The organism is Streptomyces sp. NPDC005574 (assembly GCF_040605435.1).
GTDB lineage: Bacteria > Actinomycetota > Actinomycetes > Streptomycetales > Streptomycetaceae > Streptomyces.
Genome location: NZ_JBEXCW010000027.1, coordinates 49,124 through 71,410, shown reverse-complemented (window position 1 = coordinate 71,410; position 22,287 = coordinate 49,124). Strand labels below are relative to the sequence as shown.

The window sequence follows — 22,287 nt, the reverse complement described above, 5'->3', positions numbered from 1 at the left end:
GTGTGACGCAGGTTACTTCGGTGACTCCTGTAACCACTGAGTAACTTCGTTCGGTATCTCGTACATCTCCGCGTACGCTCCCCGACCTCTTCAGGAGGCGCGCATGTCCCGCAGGAGAACTGTCAGTACGAAGAAGAAGCTCGCGCTGCTCGTGAGCGCGGCGGCGGTGGCGGGAGGTGGAGCCTTCGCCATGGCGAACACCTCGAACGCCGCGCAGACACCCCGGACGCTGTCCGCGGAGTCGACCGTCTGCCAGGGGCTCACCACCGCGCTCGGCAACAACCAGGCGTTCATCGACGCCCAGCGCGCCAACCCGGACGCGCAGTCCACGGCGCGGATCGCCAACCGTGAGGCGGTCATCGCACAGATCAAGGTGCAGCAGAAGGCGTCCGGATGCGCTGTTGGGGAGTCGGCTCAGGGCTCCCAGGCGACGCAGCCGGCGCAGAACGGCCAGCAGCAGGCCGGCCAGCAGGCGGGCGGTGCCCAGCAGAGCGCGCAGCCCGGGCAGACCGCCGCGGCGGGAAACGCCGGCGGTGGCGCTGCGGCCTCCGGCCGACAGGTGTGCAACGGCTCCACCGTCACCCTCTCCGGCGAGGGTGGGGCGCCTGCCGCCTCCAGCAACCAGTTCCCGGCGGGGACGAAGCTGAAGGTCACCAACCTGGACAACAACAAGTCCACGACGGTGCAGGTCACCTCTGTCTCCGGCAGCTGCGCACTGCTGAACAACGCGGCCTTCGAACAGGTCCGTGAGCCCGGCAAGTTCCTGATCCGCCGGGCGCTGATCGAGAAGGTGGGGTGAGGCACGGCCCCTCCGGCCGCTGAGGCGCGGTCCGGGCCGCTGCCTCGCGCCCACCTGTCACGGAACCGGTTGCTCCCGGCCAGGAGCAGCCGGTTCCGGCATGTCCGGGCCCGCCGCACCGACCCCGTCCGGGCGGCACGGGCCGTGGAGTACCCGGGCCCGGCAGTGACCGGCCCCGTCCTACGACGCTCAATCCCATCGCATACGAGTCGCCGGTGCCCGGCCCGTCCGCCGCCCGCGCGCTCACGCGGAGGAGGTCCTTCCGCCTGCCCCGGCCGGCATCCGGACGGGGCGCCGCCCCTCACGCCGTGAACCGCGCCACACCACGACCCGGTAACACGGGGTTCACGTTCGAGCAATGACCGGGAAATCGCCTGTTGACAGGCTGCCGGGCATCGAAGGCGGCGCCCCGGTGCCGTAGCGCCGCTGCACCCGCAAGTGAGCCCAGACCCACCCCCGAAGGAAGTGGCCCGTGACCTTCAAGGCTGAGTACATCTGGATCGACGGCACCGAGCCGACGGCCAAGCTGCGCTCCAAGACCAAGATCCTGGCCGACGACGCCAAGGGCGCCGAGCTGCCGATCTGGGGCTTCGACGGGTCGTCCACGAACCAGGCCGAGGGCCACGCCTCGGACCGCGTACTCAAGCCGGTCGCCACGTTCCCTGACCCGATCCGCGGCGGTGACGACGTCCTCGTCATGTGCGAGGTCCTCAACATCGACATGACGCCGCACGAGTCCAACACGCGTGCCGCGCTCAGCGAGGTCGCCGAGAGGTTCGCCTCCCAGGAGCCGATCTTCGGCATCGAGCAGGAGTACACCTTCTTCGACGGCTCCCGTCCGCTCGGCTTCCCCGAGGGCGGCTTCCCCGCCCCGCAGGGCGGCTACTACTGCGGTGTCGGCGCCGACGAGATCTTCGGCCGCGAGATCGTCGAGGCGCACCTCGACAACTGCCTGAAGGCGGGCCTCGGCATCTCCGGCATCAACGCCGAGGTCATGCCCGGCCAGTGGGAGTTCCAGGTCGGCCCGCTGGCGCCGCTGGAGGTCTCCGACCAGCTGTGGGTGGCCCGCTGGCTGCTCTACCGCACCGCCGAGGACTTCGGCATCTCCGCCACCCTCGACCCGAAGCCGGTCAAGGGCGACTGGAACGGCGCAGGCGCGCACACCAACTTCTCCACCAAGGCGATGCGCGAGGGCTACGACGCGATCATCACCGCCTGCGAGTCGCTCGGCGAGGGCTCCAAGCCGCTGGACCACGTCAAGCACTACGGCGCCGGCATCGACGACCGTCTGACGGGCCTGCACGAGACCGCCCCCTGGAACGAGTACAGCTACGGCGTCTCCGACCGCGGTGCCTCGGTCCGCATCCCCTGGCAGGTCGAGAAGGACGGCAAGGGCTACATCGAGGACCGCCGTCCGAACGCCAACGTCGACCCGTACCTGGTGACCCGACTGATCGTCGACACCTGCTGCACGGCGCTCGACAAGGCCGGCCAGGTCTGATCCGCTCCGCTTCCCGGCAGGGGGCGTCCGCCGACACGGCGGGCGCCCCCTGTCGCGCGGGGGCCGACGGGCCCGCGGCACCGATGCGTCCAAGCAGTGAGAGGAGGGTCCTACCGGCCCAGTCCTTCTGCTTCAATGGGCTCATGGCCACCTTCCAGAAGCACACCGCGACGGGTCGCGATGACCTCGAGCCCTTCTGGCCCTCCCGTCAGCACCACGACTACGACCGGGTGTGTTGCCGCGCGACGAACGCGCGGGCCCTCTAAAGCCGTACACCCCCGGCCTTCGGCCAGCGCGAACGACGTACGTCCTCGACGGGCCCGACCACGAATCGGGTCGTCGGCCTCCCTGACGAACTCCTCGCGCGAAAGAGCTGACCTCTCATGGCGACCACTCGTTCCTTCCCCACCGCCACGCTTCCCGCCCCCTCGGCCACCGCACCGGCCGGGACGCCCCGGCACCGGCTGCGCGCCGTCGACCGGGACGAGGTGATCGACGTCGCGGACTTCCTGCCCCCGGGCGCCACCTGGCTGCCCGCGCCCCCGCACACCCTGCCCACCCTGCCGGGCCGGCCGCCCATGGTCGGCTACCTGGTGCTGGTCCCCGCCGACCAGCAGCCGCCGTTCCTGCCGGTCGCGGTGCCCGACCGGCCCGAGGCCGCCGAGCCGGCCGGCGGGGCGGGCGACCTGCTCGTCCGGGTCGACACCGCGCGGCGCACCGCCGAGGTGGACGGCCGCCCGCTCGACCTCACCTACCTGGAGTTCGAGCTGCTCTCCCACCTCGTCGCGCACCCGAACCGGGTGCACACCCGCGACCAGTTGGTCACCACGGTGTGGGGCTACGGGCACGTGGGTGACGGCCGTACCGTCGACGTCCACATCGCCCGGCTGCGGCGCAAGCTGGGGGCCGAGCACCGCTCCGCGATCCAGACCGTGCGCCGGGTCGGCTACAAGTACACCCCGCCGACCGGTCGTTGAGCCCTCCGGGCGACCCCGCCCGGTCCCGCAAGCGACGGTCCCGCACAGCGACGGTCCCGCACCCCCGCGGTGGAGGTGCGGGGTCCTCGCCCGGTCGCCCGCCGGGGGGGCCCGCACCACCACCGCGCACACCGGCCGGCACCACCCCCGCCGGGGTGCCGGACCCCGTGTCCCGGCGGCTCCGCTCGGTGAGACTGGGGCCATGGACAAGCTGAGCGGGGACAGCCGGCCGGGCGGGGAACGACGGCGCCGCGCCGGGAACCGGGTACGGGCGGCCGTACGCGCCGGGGCGCGCGGCTTCGTCCTCGCCGTCGTCTCGCTCGCCGGATCCCTCACGCTCCTCGTGCTGTCCACCGTGTCGATCGCGCTCGTCCCGGTGGGCGTCGGGCTGGTCACCACACCCCGGGTGACCGCGGCCGTGCGGGCCGGCGCGGACCGGCGGCGGCTGCTGGCCGCCCGGTGGTGCGGGGTGCGTGTCCCCTCGGCGTACCGGCCGCTCCCGCCCGGGACCCCGGCGTGGCGGCGCACGCCCCGGCTGCTCGGCGACCCGGCCACCTGGCGTGACCTGCGCTGGCTCGCGGCGGACGCGACCGCCGGGTTCGTCACCGCCCTGCTGCCCGCCGCCCTGCTCGTGTTCCCACTGGAGGGTTTCGCGCTGGCCCTGGGGCTGTGGCGGGTCTTCACCGACGGCACGCGGGTCGGCTGGTGGTACGCCTTCGTGCCGATCAGCGGTCAGGGCAGCGCCCTGCTCGCGGGACTGCTCGGCGCGTTCCTGCTCACCGTCGGCCTCTTCCACGCCCCGGCGCTGCTGCGCGTCCACTTCCTGCTGACCCGGGCCCTGTTGACCCCGGGCAGGCGTCAACTCGCCGAGCGCGTAGAGGTGCTGACCGAGACCCGGCGCGAGGCCGCGGACGCCTCCGCCGCCGAACTGCGCCGGATCGAACGCGATCTGCACGACGGGGCGCAGGCCCGGCTGATCGCGATGGGCATGGACCTGAGCACGATCGAGGCCCTGGTCGACAAGGACCCGGCCCGCGCCAGGGAACTGCTCGTGCGGGCCCGCCGGTCGGCCGCCGACGCCCTGGACGAACTGCGCGACCTGGTCCGCGGCATCCATCCGCCGGTCCTGGCAGAACGCGGCCTCGGCGACGCCGTGCGGGCCCTGGCGCTGCGGACGCCGGTGGCCACGGAGGTGAGTGTGGAGCTGCCCGGCCGCGCGGACGCCCCGGTGGAGTCGGCGGCGTACTTCGCCGTCAGCGAGCTGCTCACCAACGCCGTCAAGCACGCGGGCGCCGGTCTCGTCCGGGTCGACCTGAGGCACGCGCGGGGCGTGCTGCGCGTCACGGTGCGCGACGACGGCGGCGGCGGCGCGGCCGTCGGGGCCGGTTCGGGTCTGACCGGGGTGGCCCGGCGGCTGGGTACATTCGACGGCGTCCTGGCCGTCAGCAGTCCCCTGGGCGGCCCCACCGTGGTCACCCTGGAGATCCCTTGCGCGTTGTCCTAGCCGAAGACCTGTTCCTGTTGCGCGACGGGCTCGTCCGGCTCCTGGAGGCCCACGGCTTCGAGATCGCCGCGGCCGTCGAGAGCGGGCCCGAACTCGCCCGCGCGCTGGCCGAGTCGGCCCCGGACGTCGCCGTGGTCGACGTACGCCTGCCGCCCACGTACACCGACGAGGGACTGCGCTGCGCGCTCGACGCGCGGCGGGCCAGACCCGGCCTCCCGGTGCTCGTCCTGTCGCAGCACGTGGAGCAGCTGTACGCGCGTGAGCTGCTCGCCGACGGCGACGGCGGGGTGGGCTACCTGCTCAAGGACCGGGTCTTCGACGCCGAGCAGTTCGTGGACGCCGTACGGCGGGTGGCGGCGGGCGGCACCGCCATGGACCCGCAGGTGATCCAGCAGCTGCTGTCGCGCCGGGCGGCCGGCGACCGGATGCCGGGACGGCTCACCCCCCGCGAGACGGAGGTGCTGGAGCTGGTGGCGCAGGGCCGCTCCAACGCGGCGATCGCCGCGCAGCTGGTGGTGACCGAACGGGCCGTCGCCAAACACACCTCCAACATCTTCGCCAAACTGGGACTCGAGGTGTCGGACGATGACAATCGGCGCGTACTGGCGGTGCTGGCGTATCTGGACCACGGCCCGGCCCAAACCCCCTGACCGCCTCGAATTCCGTGACGTGTGCGGGAGTTGGGGCCGAATTGTCTCGCGAATCTCTCATCAATTTCTGAGTCGGCTGAACACCTGTGGGACCACCCTCGTATGAATGGGAGCCGCTTCACTCCTGTCGGGCGCCTCGATGCTGCCCCGCAAGGACGTCAGAGGAGTTCCATGGGACGCAACACACGCAAACGCCGCACGCCGCTGGCCACCAAGGCCATAGCCGCATCGGCGGCCCTAGCGCTCGGTGGGGGCGGGCTGATCTGGGCAAACTTCTACGCTTCTGCGCACGAGTCCAACAGCTCGGGCCAGAACTGGACGAAGGCCGCCGCCGCACAGGTCGCGACGATCTCCTGCCCGGACGTGGGCCAGAAACTCACGAGTGTGCCGAACGCGGCACGCGCCGGCGTCGACAGGGAGTTGGCGAACCTCGACAAGCAGATCACCGAGGCCTACGCCCGCCTCGCCTCCACGCGCCAGGCACAGACGAACGACGCGAGCTTCGTGCAGAACGCGATCGTCGGCCCGCTCAAGGAGAAGCGGAACGCGACCATCGACCGCATCCGCATCAACATCACGCGGGTCGGTGGCCGGTTCGACAACTCGGTGAGCCAGCTCGCCGCGTGCACCACGCAGAACGCGAACAACACCACGGCCGGCGGTCAGAACAACGGCGGCCAGCAGAACAACAACGGCGGTCAGCAGCAGGGCAACGGCAACACCGCCACCGCCGCTCCCAGCCAGAGCGCCGGCGCCGGCCAGAACAACGGCGGCCAGAACAACGGCGGTCAGCAGGCCGGCAACGGCGGCCAGGCCGGCAACGGCCCGGTGGCGGCCGACTTCGTGGACATCACGAAGGTGCAGGCGAACGTGAAGGCCAAGCCGGGCAAGACCGGCAACGCCTCCACCGGTACCTTCACCACCCGGTGCGGTGTCAACGCCAACGGCAGCCACAACACCGACAACGTGATCGTGGCGCCCGGCGTGAAGAACGGCGCGCACCACCTGCACGACTACGTCGGCAACCAGACCAACGACGCCTTCGCGAACAACAACACGTTCGCGGCCGGCGAGACCACCTGCCAGAACCAGCAGGACAAGTCGCTGTACTACTGGCCGGTGCTGCGTGTGCAGAACGGCACGCAGGACTTCGACCAGAACAACGACGGTGGCGGCAAGGAGGGCAACGTCGGCAAGATCCTGCTCGCCAAGCAGGCTCAGATCAAGTTCGTCGGCAGCCCCACCAGCAAGGTCGTCGCGATGCCGCAGTTCCTGCGCATCATCACCGGTGACGCCAAGACCACGACCAACGGTCTGGCCAACGCCAACGCGCACTGGAGCTGCACGGGCTTCGAGAACAAGGTGCAGCTCACCGAGCAGTACCCGATCTGCCCGAAGGGCAGCAGCGTGGTCCGGACGTTCGCCTTCCAGTCCTGCTGGGACGGCCAGAACATCGACAGCGCCAACCACCGCACGCACGTCGCCTTCGCCGACGCCAACGGCAACTGCGCCAATGGCTTCAAGGCGATTCCCCAGCTGACGATGCGCCTGGTGTACGACGTTCCCACCCCGGTCCTGGCCAACGGTCAGATCAAGAACCCCTACGCGGTCGACGGTTTCCCGGAGCAGCTGCACAAGCCGTCCACCGACCACGACGACTTCATCAACGTGATGAACGCCAACCTGAACAACAAGGTCGCCAGCTGCGTCAACAACGGCCAGCGCTGCCAGTGATGTCCTGCCGGTGACATCCTGACAGGACCTGATACGTCCTGATACGAGAGGGGCCGGTGGCGGGAGTTCCCGCCACCGGCCCCTCTCGTGTGCCGGTGGATGCGACCGGCGCGGTCAGCCGCTGTGGCCGGCGGAGTGCGAGGCGCCGTGGTCGGTGCCCTGCTCGATGTCACCGCCGAGCGTGCCGCGCAACGCCGACACCGTGGTGTTCTCGCCCACGGCGACCCACTTGCGGCCCACCAGGTAGTGGCCGCCGTAGTCCTTCGCCTCGTTGATCCACTCGCGCTGGCCGCGGTCGGTGGCGAAGGTCGCCAGGATGAACTTGCCGTCGGGGTTCTTGCAGATGGCCTGCCGGATCTCGTCGGCGTCCGTCTGCATGTCCGGCGTGCACTTCACCTCGGCGGCCAGGTGCTCCAGGCTGCCGGTGGCCGTCTCGGGCACGGTCGCCTCGCTCTTCGCGCCGGATCCGCAGCCCGCCAGCGCCAGCACCGCCACCGCGCCGGTCAGCGCGAGCATCGGTCGGGTCAGCCTCATGTGTTCCTCCGGTCCCTTCGGCGGCACGGTCCGGACGCATGCCGCACGGAGCCCGGGCGAGGGCTCTGTCATCGATACGGCTCCTGCGCGCGGAGCACTCAAAATACCCCCCCACCCCCTGCACACCTGTGCGAAGGTGACCCGGTGAACGCTGACTGGGAAGATCGTGTGACCGCCGCCTGGGCGACCTTCGACGACTACGCCGAACAGGACGCCGCCGACTTCCGGGCGGTGATCGACGCGCTGGTCGCCGAGCTGCCCCCGGACAGCCCGCTCGGCCCCTTCGAGCGGGCCTGCGCGTGGGACTCGACGGGGCACTCCGACCGCGCGGTGCCGTTGTACCAGGAGGCGCTGGCGCGCGGACTCGGTGACATCAGCGGGTACAAGGGCCGGCGGGCGAAGATCCAGCTGTCGAGTTCGCTGCGGAACATGGGCCGGGCGGAGGAGGGCGTCGCGCTGCTGTCGCCCGAACTGGTGGCTGCGTCCGACGAGTTGGACGACGCCGTACGGGCCTGTCTCGCGCTGTGCCTGTCCAGTGCCGGCCGGGACCGCGAGGGCCTGTCCCTGGCGCTCGGCGCGCTGGCTCCCCACCTGCCGCGCTATCAGCGCTCGATGGCGAACTACGCCCGTCTGCTCGTGGAAGACGAGGCGTAACTCTCCGCAGCCAGGTGACCATCCGTGGATTCGCTCGTTCTGCTGAACGTGCAGCCACAGGATGTCGCCCCGCGCCCCGGACCCGCCGTCTCCTCCTCCGCCGACCCCGTCGTCGGCGTCGAGCAGGCCGAGGCAGCGCTCGTCGAGCACTACCCGCGGCTGGTCCGGCTCGCCTATCTGGTGCTGCCGCCGGGCCTGGGCCGCAAGCGGCGGGTGCTGACCGCGCACGCCCTGACCCAGCGCGCTCTGCCCCGCGGCCGGGCCTCGGCCTCCGTGATCCCGGCGCAGCCGACCGGCCGGGACGGCGACCCGGGCTACGCCTACCTCCGCCTCCAGGTCGTCCGCGCGGCGCTGGAGGCCGGCCGGCCGCTCCGGTTCGGGGCCTGGCCCAAGCGGTCCCAGCTGCCGCCGCTGCTGCCCCAGGTGTGGGGCCTGCGGCTGTTCCCGCGCTCGGGCGGCGCCGACGAACTCGCCCTGGAGAAAAGGCTGTCCGCCCTGTCCGGACCGGCCCGCGCCGCGTACGTGCTGCGCGGTCTGGAGAGGCTCCCCGAGGGCGTCCTGCGCAAGGTCTTGAAGGCCGCGGGGGTGGAGGACGCGGAGGCCGCGCTGCGGGAGGCGGACGGCGACGCCGACCGGTACCCCTTGCTGGAGTCCCCCGAGTTCGACCCCTGCTCGCTCCAGGCCCGGCCCACCGACCTGATGCGGCGCCGCCAGCACACGAAGGCGGCGCTCGCCGCCGTGGCGGCCGTCGTGGTGTGCGGGGCGCTGCTCGCCCTGCCGGGCGGCGGCTGGGGCCCCGACGGTGCCGCCGCCCCCGCCTCCGCGCAGAACCCGGCGGCCCGTGCCGCCCTCGACCCGGGCCTGCTGACCAGGGTCGCGGCCACCGCGTGGGAGTCCTCCGCGCGCACCGACTTCTCCGTCTGGCCCGCCCGCGGCGACCTGACCGGCGACACCGCGCTGCTGCGCCGGGCGCTCGCGGTCTGGGCCCGCCCCGGGGAGAACGTCCGGGTCTCGGCGACCCCCGGCACCCCGTCGGGCGGCCCGGCCGGCCCGCCCCAGCTGCTCTACGCGGGGGTCGTGGACAACGCCCGCGTGGTGATCCTCTACGACGGTCTGCGCATCGCCCGCTACGCCGAGCCGAAGGACGGCACGCAGGGCGCGGCCCTCGACTTCGCGCGGGTCGACGGCGCGACCGGGGCCGGCGCGGAGGCGGTGGTGCTGGGCCGGTCGGACGGCAACGTCCGCTATCTGACGGCCCCCTGGGTCAGGAAGGCGGCCGAGCGGGACCTGCTGAAGCCGGGGGCCGGCGAGATGGCCCTCACCCTCGCCAAGGGCGTCACCTCGCCGGTGGCCTCCGCTCCGCAAACCGGTTCCTGCACGTCCTGGAACGTCCTCCAGGTGACGGACGACTCCGGCACGCGGCTGCTGCTCAGCGACCTCGGGGAGCTGGTACCCGCCCATCTCACGGCCGGCCGGCCGGGGTACACCGGTGAGGCCTCCGGCGCCCGCGCCCTGCGCACCTGGTCACCGTTCGCCTGCTCGCTGGCGTCGATGCGTTCGGCGGGCGTGCGGAGCGTCAACGCGTGGGCGTACGCCGCGCAGCCGCTGCCGGACGCGAGCGGATCGGCGGACTGGGTGTGCACGCGGGCGGAGACCTGGCGGGGCGGCGGGACGCGCGTGCTGGCCCAGTTCCACACGCCGGGCGGGGTGTACGGGGCGGTGGTGGCGAAGGCGGAGAACGTGCCGTCCTGCGGTCCGCGCGACCCGCATGTGCTGGCCGGGGTGCTGTGGAAGTCGCAGCAGGGCTCCTGGTACCTGCTCGCGGCGGGCAGCCGGGACACCGCGTCGGTCAGTGCGACGGGCGGGGTCAGGGGCACCGCGCGGGGCGGCCTGCTGGCCGTGAAGGCCGAACAGGGCACGCAGGCGGGGCTGAAGGGGACCCTGGAGGACGGGCGGTCGATCAGCGGGCTGGGCTGAGGACGCGTCCGGGGTCCAGGCCGACGCTCGGGCACCAGTTGCGGCAGGAGGCTTTCCCCCGGACTTACCCGTCAGTACATTGACGCCATGTCTAACAACCTGCCCCGGCCGGTCGAGTCCGAGCGCGTCCCGCTGAAAGCCCGGAAGGTGTCCTTCTCCTGGGAGGACACCCCCCTGCACTGGGTGCCGGGGGATCCTTTCGCCGGGCACACCATCAACGTGCTGCACCTGCTGCTGCCGGCCGGGGAGCGGTGGTTCGTGCACGTCTACCGGCAGGTGCTGCCCCTGGTCCGGGACGAGCGGCTGCGCGCCGACGTCATCGGGTTCATCGGGCAGGAGGCGATCCACTCCCAGGCCCACGACGAGGTCCTGCCGCACCTGAGGAAGCTCGGGCTGGACCCGACGCCGTACACGGCGCAGGTCGACTGGCTCTTCGAGAAGCTGCTCGGTGACCGGCGGCTGCCCCCGGGCCGGGTCCGCAGATGGTGGCTGATGGAACGGGTGGCGATCATCGCCGCGATCGAGCACTACACCGCCTTCCTCGGTGACTGGATACTGAACGCCGGGGAGCTGGACCGGCGCGGTGCCGACCCGACGATGCTGGACCTGCTGCGCTGGCACGGCGCGGAGGAGGTCGAACACCGCTCCGTCGCCTTCGAGTTGTTCCTGCACGTCGACGGGGGCTACCGGCGGCGCGCACGGACCTGGGCGATCGCGTTCGCGGCACTGCTGTTCCTCTGGCAGCGCGGGGCCCGCTTCTTCATGGCGAACGACCCGACGCTCACCGGCGGGCAGGCCTCCTTCAGGGACTTCTACGTGCGCGGCAGGCGCGGCACGCTGCCGGCGACCGGGGCCCTGCTGCGGTCCGTCCCGCGCTATCTGGGCCGCGCCTACCACCCCTCGCAGCAGGGGTCCACCACGCAGGCCGTCGCCTACCTGGCCTCCTCCCCCGCGGCCCGCGCCGCCGACGCGGCCGCCGCCGGCGCGGACCGGGAGAGCGCGTGACGGCGCGGGTGTGGACCGTCACGGCCCTCGCGGGTGCCGGCCTGCTGGCCCGGCGCGCGGTGCGGCGCCGGATCCGGACCTCGCCGCTGTGGCCGCTGCCCGCCCTGCCCACGCCGGTCTCCGGGCGGCCCCGGTCGCGGACGGTGAAGGCGCGGGTCACCTCACGCGAGGTGGTCGCCGACGGGGTCGTCCGGCTGCGGCTGGAGGGCCGCGACCTGCCGCGCTGGGAGCCGGGGGCGCATCTCGACCTGGTGCTGCCGTCGGGGCTGGTACGGCAGTACTCGCTGTGCGGCGACCCGCGGGACACCACGTCGTACACCGTCGCCGTCCGGCTGGCCGGGGACGGGCGGGGCGGCTCGCGCGAGGTGCACGAGGGGGTGCGGGAGGGCACGGAACTGGAGGTGCGGGGGCCGCGGAACCGGTTCCCGCTGGTGCCGGCCGGCTCCTTCCTGTTCGTCGTCGGGGGCATCGGCATCACCCCGGTCCTGCCGATGCTGCGGGCCCTGCCGGACGGAGCGGAATGGCGGCTGCTGTACGGCGGGCGGACGCGCGGCTCGATGCCCTTCCTTGCGGAACTCGGCGAGCTCGGCGGGGACCGGGTCACCGTCGTCGCCGAGGACGAGGCCGGGCTCCCCGACCTCGATGCCCTGGTCGGGGACCTGCCCGCCGACACCGCCGTCTACTGCTGCGGGCCGCAGGGGCTCATGACCGCCGTCGAGGAGCGGCTGCCGGCCGGGGCGACCCTGCACCTGGAGCGGTTCGCGCCGCCCGGGGCGTCCTCGGACGACGGCGCCTTCGAGGTCGAACTGCGGCGCAGCGGGCGGACGTTGACGGTCCCCGCCGGGTCCACGGTGCTGGCCGCCGTCCGCGCGGAACTGCCGGACACCGTCTACTCGTGCGAGCAGGGTTTCTGCGGGACGTGCCGGCAGCGGGTGCTGGCGGGAGACGTGGAGCACCGGGACGAGTGGCTGACCGACGCGGAACGCGCCGATTCGATGCTCATCTGTGTGTCGCGGGCCCGGGGCGGTCGTCTGGTGCTGGACCTGTGAACACCCCTGACCGGTCCGGTCCGTGGAAGGCCGGATCCGATCGGTAAGGTGTTCGTATGACTACCGGGGTGCGCCGCAGAATGGGCGTCGAAGAACGGCGGCAGCAGTTGATCGGGGTCGCCCTCGAACTGTTCAGCCGCCGCTCGCCCGACGAGGTCTCCATCGACGAGATAGCGTCGGCGGCCGGGATCTCGCGCCCACTGGTCTACCACTACTTCCCCGGCAAACTCAGCCTGTACGAAGCCGCGTTGAAGCGTGCCTCGGAGGATCTGGCCGGCCGGTTCACGGAGCCGCACCAGGGCCCGCTGGGGGGCAGGCTGCTGCGGGTGATGCGCCGCTACTTCGACTTCGTCGACGACCACGGGCCCGGTTTCTCGGCGCTGATGCGCGGCGGACCGGCCGTCGGCTCCTCGACGACGAACGCGCTCATCGACTCGGTGCGGCAGGCCGCGTATGTCCAGATCCTTTCGCACCTGGGGGTGGACGATCCGCCCGCACGGCTGGAACTGGTCGTCCGCTCCTGGATCTCGCTCGCCGAGTCGACGGCGCTGCTCTGGCTGGACGGCCGCCGCATCCCGCGCGGTGAGCTGGAGGTGCAGCTCGTGCACGACTTCGCGGCGCTCGCCGCGGTGAGCGCCGCGTACGACGAGGAGATGACCGCGCTGCTGCGCCGGATCCTCAAGGACGAGCCCTCGGAGGGGCCGTTCGGCGACCTGGCCGTCCGGCTGATCGCCCTGGCGTCCTGAGCGGTCCGCTCAGCTCTCGAACTTGCGGTACGACGGATCGAGGTCGCGGACCTCGGCGGAGGCGTGCAGCGCGATCCCCTCGGCCGGCTTGACGTACTGGCGCAGCAACTCCAGGACGGTCTCGGTGAGTCGCAGCTTCGTCTCGTCGCTCCGGCCCGCCAGCAGACCGAGGGTGACGTGGACGACCGCGTGCCCGTCCTCGTCGAGGCCCACGGTCGTGTCCTGGGTGGCCCGGAACTGCGTCTTGCACGCCTCGTACTTCGCGGCCGCGATCTCCACCACGGCCTCGTGCAGTCCACGCGCGAACCCGCGCCGGTCGAAGCCCTCGGCGAGCTGCTCGGAGTAGTCGACGGTGATCTGCGGCATGGGTGCTCCTGGTCAGTCGGCGGGAGTCCCAGCCTAGAGCCTCTCGTCCGGGCCGGTCCGGGCTCGCGGGGGCCGGCCCGACCCGGACGAAGGGTCCTGGTCCGTCAGCCGTAGCGCGAGCATGGCGATGTCGTCCTCGCGGTCGTGGCCGAAGGAGGCGAGGAGCGTGTCGCACAGGGCGTCCAGGCCGGTCAGCGCGCCGGAGGCGGCCGCGCGGAGCTGCTCCATGGAGGCCGCGAGGTCGGTGCCCCGGGTCTCGATCAGGCCGTCGGTGACCATGAGGAGCCGGTCGGTGGGTTCGAGGAACAGCTCGGTCGGGGCGGGGTGGGGCAGGCCCACGCCGAGCAGGGGTCCGGCCGCCTTGACGTAGTCGGCGCCGCCGGTCTCCCGGACGATGAGCGGCGGGATGTGGCCCGCGTTGCCGACGCGGGTGCGTCCGGTGGCCGGGTCGACCAGGACCAGGCAGACGGTGGCCGTGACGTTCGGGTGGTAGCGCTGGAGCATCCGGTCGAGGCGCTCGGCGAGCACCGCCGGGTCGCTCTCCTCGACGCAGTGGGCGCGCAGCGCATGCCGCATCTCGACCATGACGGTCGCCGCCTCCAGCGAGTGCCCGACGACGTCACCGACGGCGGTGAGCACGCCCTCGTCGGTGCGCAGGGCCGCGTAGAAGTCGCCGCCGATCTCGGTCTGCCGGGAGGCCGGGACGTAGCGCACCGCGACGTCCACGCCCGGCAGTTCGGGCAGCCGGTGCGGCTGGGGCAGGAAGCTGTGCTGGAGGGTGAGGGCGACGTGCCGCTCGACCTGGTACATCAGCAGGGGCTCGGCGGCGAACGCGGTGGCCTGGGCGAGCTGGGCCAGCACGGCCTCGGCCTCGGGGCCCGCCCGGCGCAGCCCGCGGGTGGGCGCGGTCAGGCACACCGGGGCCTGACCGTCCTGGGTGAGGGCCAGGGCCAGCCGGGCGTCGTGCTGCACGCCGGGCCGGAAGAACCCGGTGGGCCACAGCGGCGCGGGCACCGTGGTGATCCGCACCCCGGAGTGGCCGCGGCTGAGGCGCCGCAGGAGCCCGGCCACCGTCCGGTGGGCGCCCTCGTCGGGCAGCGCGACGAAGCCGCGGTCCCGGGAGAGGCCGCGGTACAGCTCGTCGTCCTGGTCGAGGACGAAGACGGCGGCGGGTGTGCCGGTGATCCGCGCGGTGCCGTCGGCGGCGGCGTCGACGAGTTCCGGCAGGGAGCGCGCCGCCTGGATGGTGACGATGGTCTCCGAGAGCAGCGTCAGCCGCCGTACCAGCGCCTGGTCGTCGGCCCGTACCCGGGCGGCGCGCACCGCGGCCCGGACGGCCGCCTCGATCTCCTCGGGCTCTGCGGGCACCGTGAGGTACGCCTCGGCGCCCTCGTCGAGGGCCTGGCAGCGGTCGACGGGGGCGGCGGCCATGGCCGAGAAGTGCACGACGGGCAGGTCGGACATGCGGGGCCGGCGCCTGAGCAGTCCGCACAGTTCGAAGCCGCTCATGTCCGGCAGGTGCACGTCGACGAGGGCCACGTCGGGCAGGGTGCCCTTGCGCAGCCGTACCTCGAGTTCGGCGAGTGCCTCGCCGCCGCTGGCGACCGGGACGACCCGGTGGCCGGCGCGTCGCAGCACGGTGCTGATGGCGAACCGGCTGGCCTCGACGTCGTCCACGACCAGCACGATCGCGCCTGTCAGCTTGCCGTCGACGTCCACTCTTCTTCAGCCCTCGGACAACAGCGGTGGGACAGGCCGAGGTTCGTGGCCTGTCCCACCAAGGTAATGCCTCTGTCACTCGGACGGGGAGAATACCGCCACAGTCCGCCCGGGAACGGTGAACGTGCCCGATCCCCGGTCGTATGCCGCGGACCTGACGACCGGGTCGGCGCCCGCCGCCTGCACCGGGTGCAGGCGGTAGCCGGTCCCGGCCAGTGCGCCGATCCGCTGCTCGCTCGCCTCGGGCGTCGCGTTGAAGACGACGACGAGGTCACCGAGTCGCATGGTGATCACGCCGGGTGTCTCGTCCTTCCCGGACAGCGGGAAGGACAGTTTCGACTGGACCTGAGCGGCCGTGCCGAGGGAGAAGAGGCGTTCGGTGCTCCGGATGCGCAGCAGGTCCCGGTACGCGGCCGAGGCGCCCTCGATCTGTGCGCAGCCGACCTTGACCGTGCGCAGCAGCGGCTTGGCGTAGTCCCACTTGGAGGCGTTGTCGGCCGCCGGGGGCAGTCCGCGGCCGAAGCCGTTGCCGTCCGCGCAGTTCCAGTGCAGGGCGTTGAACCAGTCGCCGCTGTCGTAGGAGTTGCGGTCCAGGGACTTGGAGCGCAGCAGGTCGGAACCGGCCTGGGAGAGCGAGGGGCCCTGCGAGAGGGTGGCCGTCGCCATGGCGAGGACCTGCATGCGGGCCCGGTCGGCCGCGGAGGTGTCCTGGGGCAGCTTGTACGTCAGCGCGTCGAACAGCGACTCGTTGTCGTGGGCGTCGGTGTAGGCGAGGGCGTCGCCGGGCGCGTCGGCGTAGCCGGCCGGGGCGCCGTTGTAGTCGACGCCGGCGCCGGTGACCTGCTTGCCGTCGGTGTCGGTGAAGCCGTAGGCGGCGAGGTTGCCGCTCAGCCCGACCTTGATGAGGTCCTGGTAGTGCAGCAGGCGGGCCTTCTGCTCGGCCCGGGTGCCGTTGCCGGTGGAGGAGTTGGGGTCGGTGTAGAGGCCGGACGCGAAGCCCTGCACGCCGGGGTCCGTGTCGAAGGGGCCGCCGCCGCGCACCGCGTCCCGTGCCCGGTCGGAGAAGGTGGCGATGCCGGTGCCGGCCATGTTCTTCTGCGTGGCCTGCGTGAAGCGGGCGTCGTCGGCGACCTCCCCGAAGTTCCAGCCCTCGCCGTAGAGGATGATCTTCTTTCCGTCGACGCCGTCCTTGGCGGGGGTCAGCGCGTCCAGGGCCTTGCGGACGGCGAGGATGTTGGCCTTCGGGTGGTGGCCCATGAGGTCGAAGCGGAAGCCGTCGACCTTGTACTCCCGGGCCCAGGTGACGAGGGAGTCGACGACGAGCTTGCCCATCATGGCGTTCTCGGTGGCGGTGTTCGCGCAGCAGGTGCTGGTGGCGACGGAGCCGTCGGCGAGGAGCCGCTGGTAGTAGCCGGGCACGATCCGGTCGAGCACGGAGGTGTCGGCCTGGCCGCTGGCGGCGGTGTGGTTGTAGACGACGTCCATGACGACCCGCAGGCCGTCCTGGTTGAGCGCCTTGACCATTTCACGGAACTCGACCGTACGGCCGGTGCCGTTCGGGTCGGTGGCGTAGGAGCCCTCGGGGACCGTGTAGTGGAAGGGGTCGTAGCCCCAGTTGTAGGCGTCCTTGGCGGCGACCGCGGACACGCACTCCTGCTGCTTGTCGGAGTCGGCCGGGTAGGAGGCGAGGTCGCAGTGGGGGCTCGCCTGGTCGGTCTTCTTCTCGGCGATGGTGGCGATGTCGAAGGCGGGCAGCAGGTGCACGTACGACGTGCCCGACCTGGCCAGCTCACGCAGGTGCTTCGAGCCGTCGCTGCCGCGGTCGGTGAAGGCGAGGTAGGTGCCCCGGTCGCGGGCCGGCACGGTCGGGTCGGCGACGGAGAAGTCCCGGATGTGCAGTTCCTGGATCTGGGCGTCCCTGAGCGGTACCGCCCGGGGCTTGGCCAGGGTGGACCAGCCGCCCGGGGCGAGGGAGCGGTCGTGCAGGTCGACGGCGAGACTGCGCCGGGAGTCGGTGGTGAGGGCGACCGAGTAGGGGTCGGTGACCTTGTTGGTGACGACCTTGCGCACGCTGGGCGCCCACACCGTCACGACGTACCGGTACGGCTTGTTCTTCCAGGATCCGGGTCCGGTGACGGACCAGACGCCCGTGGTGGCGTCGCGCTTCATGGCTACGGTGGAGCCGCCGATCTCCAGGGCGACCCGGCGTGCCGTGGGGGCCCAGACGGCCAGGGTGGGCCGGCCGCCGCGGAACGTGGGGCCGAGTGCGGCCCTGGTCGCGCCGGCGTAGAGGTCGTCCAGCACGCCCGCGGTCTGCACGCCGGTCGCGGCCAGCACCGCGCCGTTCGCGGCGCGTTGGGAGGCGACGAGCTGGCCGCGCAGGGCCGCACGCACCCGGTCGCGGTCGCGGGGGTCGACGGACCAGGCGGTGTAGTCCTTCAGGTGCGGGAACTCGGCCTTCTGGGCGTCGGTGAGTGTGGTTTTCGACAGGCGCAGCCAGCGCTCGTCGTCGCTGGTCAGCGCGCCGTCCTTGACGGCGATCGAGCCGTCCCGGGAGGAGAGCAGCTGGGTGGACGCGGCCGCCTCCGAGCCGTTCCAGGCCACGGTGTCCCGGTCGATCCAGACCGCCTTGGAGGTGGTGAGGTCGAGCGCGGCGGCGGACCCGGCCGGCTGCGGCAGCAGGTACTGCTCCTGGCCGCCGAGCAGCCACACCTCGTGGCCGTCGGCGGTGAGGTCGAGGGACTGGTCGGTGGGCAGGTCCTTCTCGTCGCCCTTGTGGAGGATGTAGCTGAGGCTGGTGGCGCCTTCGGCGAGCGGCACCTCGTAGACGGCGCCGTAGCTGTCGGTCCGCACCGGCTCCAGGGGCTTGGTCCAGTCCGTGGGTGTCGCGGCCCCGGTCCAGGTGTGCAGGCCCCATCCCGAGTAGTCGCCGTCGGCACGGTGGTAGTGCAGGACCGCCTTGGTCCTGTCCTGCGCGGGCTCGCCGGGCCGTTCGGTGAGGACGGTGTCCTTGCCCTGCTCGACCCAGACCTCACCCGTCCTGGTGACGTCGATGGTGCGGTCGGCGGCGACGTCCTTGTCGCCGTCCTTGTCGATGACCAGGAAGCCCACCGTGGAGGCTCCGGGCTTCAGCTTCACGTAGGCGAAGGCGCCGTAGGCGTCCCGGCCGACGAAGTCGTGGCCGGCCGGCCAGGTCGTCGACTCGCCGTCGGCGAGGTCGCCCCAGGCGTACAGGCGCCAGTCGGTGTAGTCGCCGTCGGTGCGCTTGTAGTGGACGATCGCGTAGTCGCGCGAGGAGGCCGTCGGGACCTCCGGGGTGGGCGGGGTGCCGGTGACGGACGTGGCCGTGGCGCTCGCCGTGCGACCCGCCGGGTCGATGACGACGGCCTTGTAGCGCAGCGCCGTTGCGGCCGGTACGTCCGCGCCGATGACCTGCGTGACCTTGTACGGGGCGTGGTCGGCGGAGCCGAGGGTGCGCCAGGCACCGTCACCGGTCTGGGCGGCGAAGACCACCCGGGCGAGGCCGTCCGCGTCGACGTCGGCGGTCAGTTCGACCGTGCCGGTGGCGCCGGCGGCGGGGGCCTTGAGCGTCAGCGACGGCTTCGACGCGGGGGCGCCGGGCCGGCCCGCGGCCTTCAGCACGATCGCCGAGCCGGCCGGAACGGTGACGGTGATCTTCCTGTCGGCGTCGGTCCTGAGCGTGGCGCCGGTGCCGTAGATCCCGCGGTAGCGCGTGTTCGCCGAGCCGGCCGCGAAGGTCGCGGTCCGGGCCGTGCCGGCGTTGTTGAAGGCGACGAGGTACTCGCTGGTGTCCTTGCCGGTGCCGTTGCGGGAGAAGGCGTAGACGCCCGCGCCGTCGGCGGCGTAGCGCTCGCTCTGGACGCCGTCGGTGAGGGCCGGGTTGGCCTTGCGGAGCGCGGCGAGCGCGGCGATCCGGCGGTACAGCGGGGCGCCGGTGTCGTACGCGGCGCTCGCGTGGGTGCGGTCGGTGCCGATCTCGTCGTCGTCGAGGTAGTCCGCGACCTTGGAGGCGAACATGGTCTGGCGGGCGTCCTTGTCGCCGCCGGAGCCCGTGAAGCCCTGCTCGTCGCCGTAGTAGACGACGGGGTTGCCGCGGCTGAGGAACATCAGCTCGTTGGCGAGCCTGTCCTTCTTCAGCAGTTCGGCGTCGGTCGCCTTCGGGTTGTCCTGGTCCAGGAAGTACCCGATGCGGCCCATGTCGTGGTTGCCGAGGAAGGTGACCTGCTCGTACGCGTTGGCCTTGTCGGTCGTGTACTTGTAGTCGTCCCCGAACACCGACGCCAGCTTCTTCGCGCTGCCGCCCTGGGAGGCGTAGGAGCGGGCCGCGTCCTGGAAGGGGAAGTCGAGGGTGGCGTCGAGGCGGCCCTGGGTGACGTACGGCGAGGTGACGGAGGTGTCGGCGGAGTAGACCTCGCCGAACATGAAGAAGTTCTTGCGCCCCTGCCGGGCCGCGTACGCGTCGAGGGCGGTCGCCCACTGCGTCCAGAACTCCGTGTTCACGTGCTTCACGGTGTCGATCCGGAAGCCGTCGATGCCGAAGTCCCTGACCCACCGCTGGTAGATCTTCTCCATGCCGCTGACCACCTCGGGACGCTCGGTCCACAGGTCGTCGAGACCGGAGAAGTCGCCGTACGTGGTGGATTCACCGGCGTAGGTGGAGTCGCCGCGGTTGCTGTACATCGTCGTGTCGTTGAGCCAGGCGGGGACCTTGGCGTTCTTCTTCGCGGCGGGGACCGTGGGCGTGCGGGGGAAGGAGCCGGAGTCCACCGGCGGGAAGCCCTTGGTGCCGTTCGCGTAGTCCGCGTCGTCGAACGGCTTCCCGTCCTTGGTGAGATAGGGGAAGGCGCCCTTGGAGAGGTAGGTGTAGGACTTCTCCTGGTAGTCGACGACGTCGGCGGTGTGGTTGGTGATGACGTCGAAGAAGACCTTCATGCCCTTGGCGTGGGCCTTGGAGATGAGGTTCTCCAGGTCCTTGTTGGTGCCGAAGTGCGGGTCGACCCGGGTGAAGTCGGTGATCCAGTAGCCGTGGTAGCCGGCGGAGGCGTCCTTGCCGGTGCCCTGCACGGGCTGGTTCTTGAAGATCGGCGCCATCCAGATGGCGGTGGTGCCGAGGCCCTTGATGTAGTCGAGCTTCCCGGTCAGGCCCTTGAGGTCGCCGCCCTGGTAGAAGCCCTTGTCGGTGGGGTCGTAGCCGGTGGACAGGCGGGAACCGGTCAGGCCGCCGCGGTCGTTGGCACCGTCACCGTTGGCGAAACGGTCCGGCATGACGAAGTAGAACTGCTCGCGCGTGTCGTCGTGCCGGGCGGGCTCGGCGGCGAGCCTCGCGTCGGACGGGGGCGGCGGCGGGGTGGCGGCGCGGGCGGCGAGCGGCTGGACGAGCGCCGCGGCCAGCGCGGTCACGGTGACCGCGGCGACTCGCGCGGCATGGGCACTGCGGCGCCTCGACGGCACCGGCCATCTCGGTATCACTGACGTGGACTCCTTGCGATTGCGGCTCTCCTGGGTCCGACCCCGCGCGACCGTATCGCCGACGAAAGGTTTACAGCAAGAGTCCTGAAACCATTGGAAAGAAGTTTCAGGAACGGGAGTTGACCCGGGCCGTCGGCCGGCCCCTCGCGTACCGCGCGTCGCCTGCTGTCACCACGCGCGGTACGCGGCGGGGCGAGGGGTCAGCAGCCCGACTTGCCCGCGTAGACCGCCAGGGCGGTGTTGGCGCCGAGGGTCGCGGTGAACTGGCCCGAACCGTTCACGGTCACGGTCGTGTTGTTCTGCACGTTGCAGTACGTGCCCGCCGCGAGCGACGTCTGGTACGTCCGCGTCAGCGAGCCCGACTCGTGGTTGATGGCGACATAGCCCTTGGCGCCGCGGCCGAAGGCGATGGCGTCGTTCCCGTTGTCCCACCAGTCGGTCATCGCGGCACCCCGGGTGCTGTTGCGGAAGGCGACCATCGACCTGATCTCCGGCCAGGCGTGCTGGCACTTCCAGCCGTCCTGCCAGCAGGCGTTCACCGTGCCGCCGCTGGGCGGTCCGGCGTCCGCGTCGGACCACTCGTAGCCGGAGTTGACGTCCGGGGCGCCGTAGGGGTACGCCAGCATGAAGACGTTGGCCAGGGTGTAGGTGGCGCCGTCCTTGTAGTTCAGGGTGCTGCCGTTGCGCTCGGTGTCGTGGTTGTCGACGAAGACGCCCGCCACCGAGCTGCTCAGATAGCCCCAGCCCTCGCCGTAGTTCTTCAGGTAGGCGAGGTTCTCGTTGTTGAAGACCCGCTTGAGGTCGAAGGCGTAGCGGAACTCCTGGACGTCGCCGTTGCCGGTGTACTCGGTGGGCTGGACGGCCTCGCCGCTGCCGTAGATGACCTCCTGCTTCCAGTACACGCCCGGGTTCGTCAGCCGTGACTTGATGTTGGCGAGGTCGGCGGTGTCGATGTGCTTGGCCGCGTCGATGCGGAAGCCGTCGACACCGAGCGACAGCAGGTCGTTGAGGTAGCCGGCGATGGCCTGGCGGACGTAGCTCTCGCCGGTGTCGAGGTCGGCCAGGCCCACCAGTTCGCAGTGCTGGACGTTCCACCGGTCGGCGTAGTTGGTGATCTGGGAGGTGCAGTCGTCGAAGTCGTAGGACGAGTACAGACCGGGGTAGTTGTACTTCGTGTACGACGAGCCGCCGGTGCCGGTGCCGCTGCCGGCCGCCATGTGGTTGATGACGGTGTCCGTGACCACCTTCACACCGGCCGCGTGGCAGGTGTTCACCATGTTCTGGAAGGCGGTCCGGTCGCCGAGCCGGCCGGCTATCCGGTAGCTCACCGGCTGGTAGGAGGTCCACCACTGCGAGCCCTGTATGTGCTCGGCGGGCGGGGAGACCTGCACGTAGCCGTAGCCGGCGGGGCCGAGGGTGGTGGTGCACTCCTTCGCGACCGAGGCGAAGTTCCACTCGAAGAGGACGGCGGTGACGTCCTTGGTGCCGGGCGGGGAGGCGTGCGCGATCGTCGGGTTCATGACAAGGGCGGCGGCCGCGAGGGCGAGCGCCCCGGAGAGGGTTCTGCGTGCCATGTGGGGTT

At 71.8% G+C, this 22,287-nt stretch carries 16 protein-coding genes; 11 read left to right on the top strand and 5 right to left on the bottom strand.

The window, feature by feature from the left end; translation table 11 throughout:
- The first annotated feature begins 103 nt into the window (after positions 1–103).
- From ABZT03_RS19525 to ABZT03_RS19500, 6 genes are all read left to right on the top strand, one after another.
- The gene (locus ABZT03_RS19525) at positions 104–799 is read left to right on the top strand and encodes a hypothetical protein (RefSeq protein ID WP_356040939.1); all 696 of its coding nucleotides are present in this window, start codon (positions 104–106) and stop codon (positions 797–799) included.
- Positions 800–1,271: 472 nt separating this feature from the next.
- Entirely contained in the window at positions 1,272–2,300 is a 1,029-nt protein-coding gene (glnII, locus tag ABZT03_RS19520; protein WP_356040938.1) for a glutamine synthetase, read from the top strand.
- Positions 2,301–2,683: 383 nt separating this feature from the next.
- Positions 2,684–3,277: a winged helix-turn-helix domain-containing protein gene (locus ABZT03_RS19515; RefSeq protein WP_356040936.1), complete on the top strand. Its 594-nt coding sequence runs from the start codon at positions 2,684–2,686 to the stop codon at positions 3,275–3,277.
- 202 nt (positions 3,278–3,479) lie between these two features.
- Positions 3,480–4,781 carry a sensor domain-containing protein gene (locus ABZT03_RS19510; RefSeq protein ID WP_356040935.1) on the top strand — a complete coding sequence of 434 codons (1,302 nt, stop codon included), beginning with the start codon at positions 3,480–3,482 and terminating at the stop codon, positions 4,779–4,781.
- Positions 4,766–5,431 (top strand): response regulator transcription factor, encoded by a 666-nt coding sequence (locus tag ABZT03_RS19505; protein ID WP_356040933.1) that lies wholly within the window; start codon positions 4,766–4,768, stop codon positions 5,429–5,431. The genes ABZT03_RS19510 and ABZT03_RS19505 overlap by 16 nt, the downstream gene beginning before the upstream one ends.
- A 171-nt stretch (positions 5,432–5,602) precedes the next feature.
- Entirely contained in the window at positions 5,603–7,165 is a 1,563-nt protein-coding gene (locus ABZT03_RS19500; RefSeq protein WP_356040932.1) for a DUF1996 domain-containing protein, read from the top strand.
- A 114-nt stretch (positions 7,166–7,279) separates the two neighbouring features.
- On the opposite strand, the gene ABZT03_RS19495 is transcribed toward ABZT03_RS19500, so the two are convergent.
- Complete coding sequence (locus ABZT03_RS19495) at positions 7,280–7,699, bottom strand: hypothetical protein (RefSeq protein ID WP_356040930.1); 420 nt, start codon at positions 7,697–7,699, stop codon at positions 7,280–7,282.
- 126 nt (positions 7,700–7,825) lie between these two features.
- Between ABZT03_RS19495 and ABZT03_RS19490 the strand changes: the two genes are divergently transcribed.
- From ABZT03_RS19490 to ABZT03_RS19470, 5 genes are all read left to right on the top strand, one after another.
- Entirely contained in the window at positions 7,826–8,353 is a 528-nt protein-coding gene (locus ABZT03_RS19490) for a tetratricopeptide repeat protein (RefSeq protein WP_356040984.1), read from the top strand.
- Positions 8,354–8,401: 48 nt separating this feature from the next.
- The gene (locus ABZT03_RS19485) at positions 8,402–10,330 is read left to right on the top strand and encodes a hypothetical protein (RefSeq protein ID WP_356040982.1); all 1,929 of its coding nucleotides are present in this window, start codon (positions 8,402–8,404) and stop codon (positions 10,328–10,330) included.
- Positions 10,331–10,417: 87 nt separating this feature from the next.
- The gene (locus ABZT03_RS19480) at positions 10,418–11,335 is read left to right on the top strand and encodes a metal-dependent hydrolase (protein WP_356040929.1); all 918 of its coding nucleotides are present in this window, start codon (positions 10,418–10,420) and stop codon (positions 11,333–11,335) included.
- Complete coding sequence (locus ABZT03_RS19475; protein ID WP_356040927.1) at positions 11,332–12,384, top strand: PDR/VanB family oxidoreductase; 1,053 nt, start codon at positions 11,332–11,334, stop codon at positions 12,382–12,384. Before ABZT03_RS19480 ends, ABZT03_RS19475 begins: the two co-directional genes overlap by 4 nt.
- 56 nt (positions 12,385–12,440) lie before the next feature.
- Entirely contained in the window at positions 12,441–13,130 is a 690-nt protein-coding gene (locus ABZT03_RS19470) for a TetR/AcrR family transcriptional regulator (RefSeq protein WP_356040925.1), read from the top strand.
- 9 nt (positions 13,131–13,139) lie between these two features.
- On the opposite strand, the gene ABZT03_RS19465 is transcribed toward ABZT03_RS19470, so the two are convergent.
- The 4 genes from ABZT03_RS19465 to ABZT03_RS19450 form a co-directional block, all read right to left on the bottom strand.
- Positions 13,140–13,496: an isomerase gene (locus ABZT03_RS19465; RefSeq protein WP_356040924.1), complete on the bottom strand. Its 357-nt coding sequence runs from the start codon at positions 13,494–13,496 to the stop codon at positions 13,140–13,142.
- Positions 13,497–13,529: 33 nt separating this feature from the next.
- Positions 13,530–15,215 carry a fused response regulator/phosphatase gene (locus ABZT03_RS19460; protein WP_356040922.1) on the bottom strand — a complete coding sequence of 562 codons (1,686 nt, stop codon included), beginning with the start codon at positions 15,213–15,215 and terminating at the stop codon, positions 13,530–13,532.
- Between the two features lie 75 nt (positions 15,216–15,290).
- Positions 15,291–20,705: a pullulanase-type alpha-1,6-glucosidase gene (pulA, locus tag ABZT03_RS19455; protein WP_356040920.1), complete on the bottom strand. Its 5,415-nt coding sequence runs from the start codon at positions 20,703–20,705 to the stop codon at positions 15,291–15,293.
- A gap of 200 nt (positions 20,706–20,905) precedes the next feature.
- Complete coding sequence (locus ABZT03_RS19450) at positions 20,906–22,279, bottom strand: alpha-amylase family protein (RefSeq protein ID WP_356040918.1); 1,374 nt, start codon at positions 22,277–22,279, stop codon at positions 20,906–20,908.
- Between the last annotated feature and the right edge of the window lie 8 nt (positions 22,280–22,287).

Coding starts and splice junctions, on each gene's coding strand:
- ABZT03_RS19525 (WP_356040939.1), top strand. CDS start 104: ATGTCCCGCAGGAGAACTGTCAGTACGAAGAAGAAGCTCGCGCTGCTC.
- ABZT03_RS19515 (WP_356040936.1), top strand. CDS start 2,684: ATGGCGACCACTCGTTCCTTCCCCACCGCCACGCTTCCCGCCCCCTCG.
- ABZT03_RS19510 (WP_356040935.1), top strand. CDS start 3,480: ATGGACAAGCTGAGCGGGGACAGCCGGCCGGGCGGGGAACGACGGCGC.
- ABZT03_RS19500 (WP_356040932.1), top strand. CDS start 5,603: ATGGGACGCAACACACGCAAACGCCGCACGCCGCTGGCCACCAAGGCC.
- ABZT03_RS19495 (WP_356040930.1), bottom strand. CDS start 7,699: ATGAGGCTGACCCGACCGATGCTCGCGCTGACCGGCGCGGTGGCGGTG.
- ABZT03_RS19480 (WP_356040929.1), top strand. CDS start 10,418: ATGTCTAACAACCTGCCCCGGCCGGTCGAGTCCGAGCGCGTCCCGCTG.
- ABZT03_RS19470 (WP_356040925.1), top strand. CDS start 12,441: ATGACTACCGGGGTGCGCCGCAGAATGGGCGTCGAAGAACGGCGGCAG.
- ABZT03_RS19465 (WP_356040924.1), bottom strand. CDS start 13,496: ATGCCGCAGATCACCGTCGACTACTCCGAGCAGCTCGCCGAGGGCTTC.
- ABZT03_RS19450 (WP_356040918.1), bottom strand. CDS start 22,279: ATGGCACGCAGAACCCTCTCCGGGGCGCTCGCCCTCGCGGCCGCCGCC.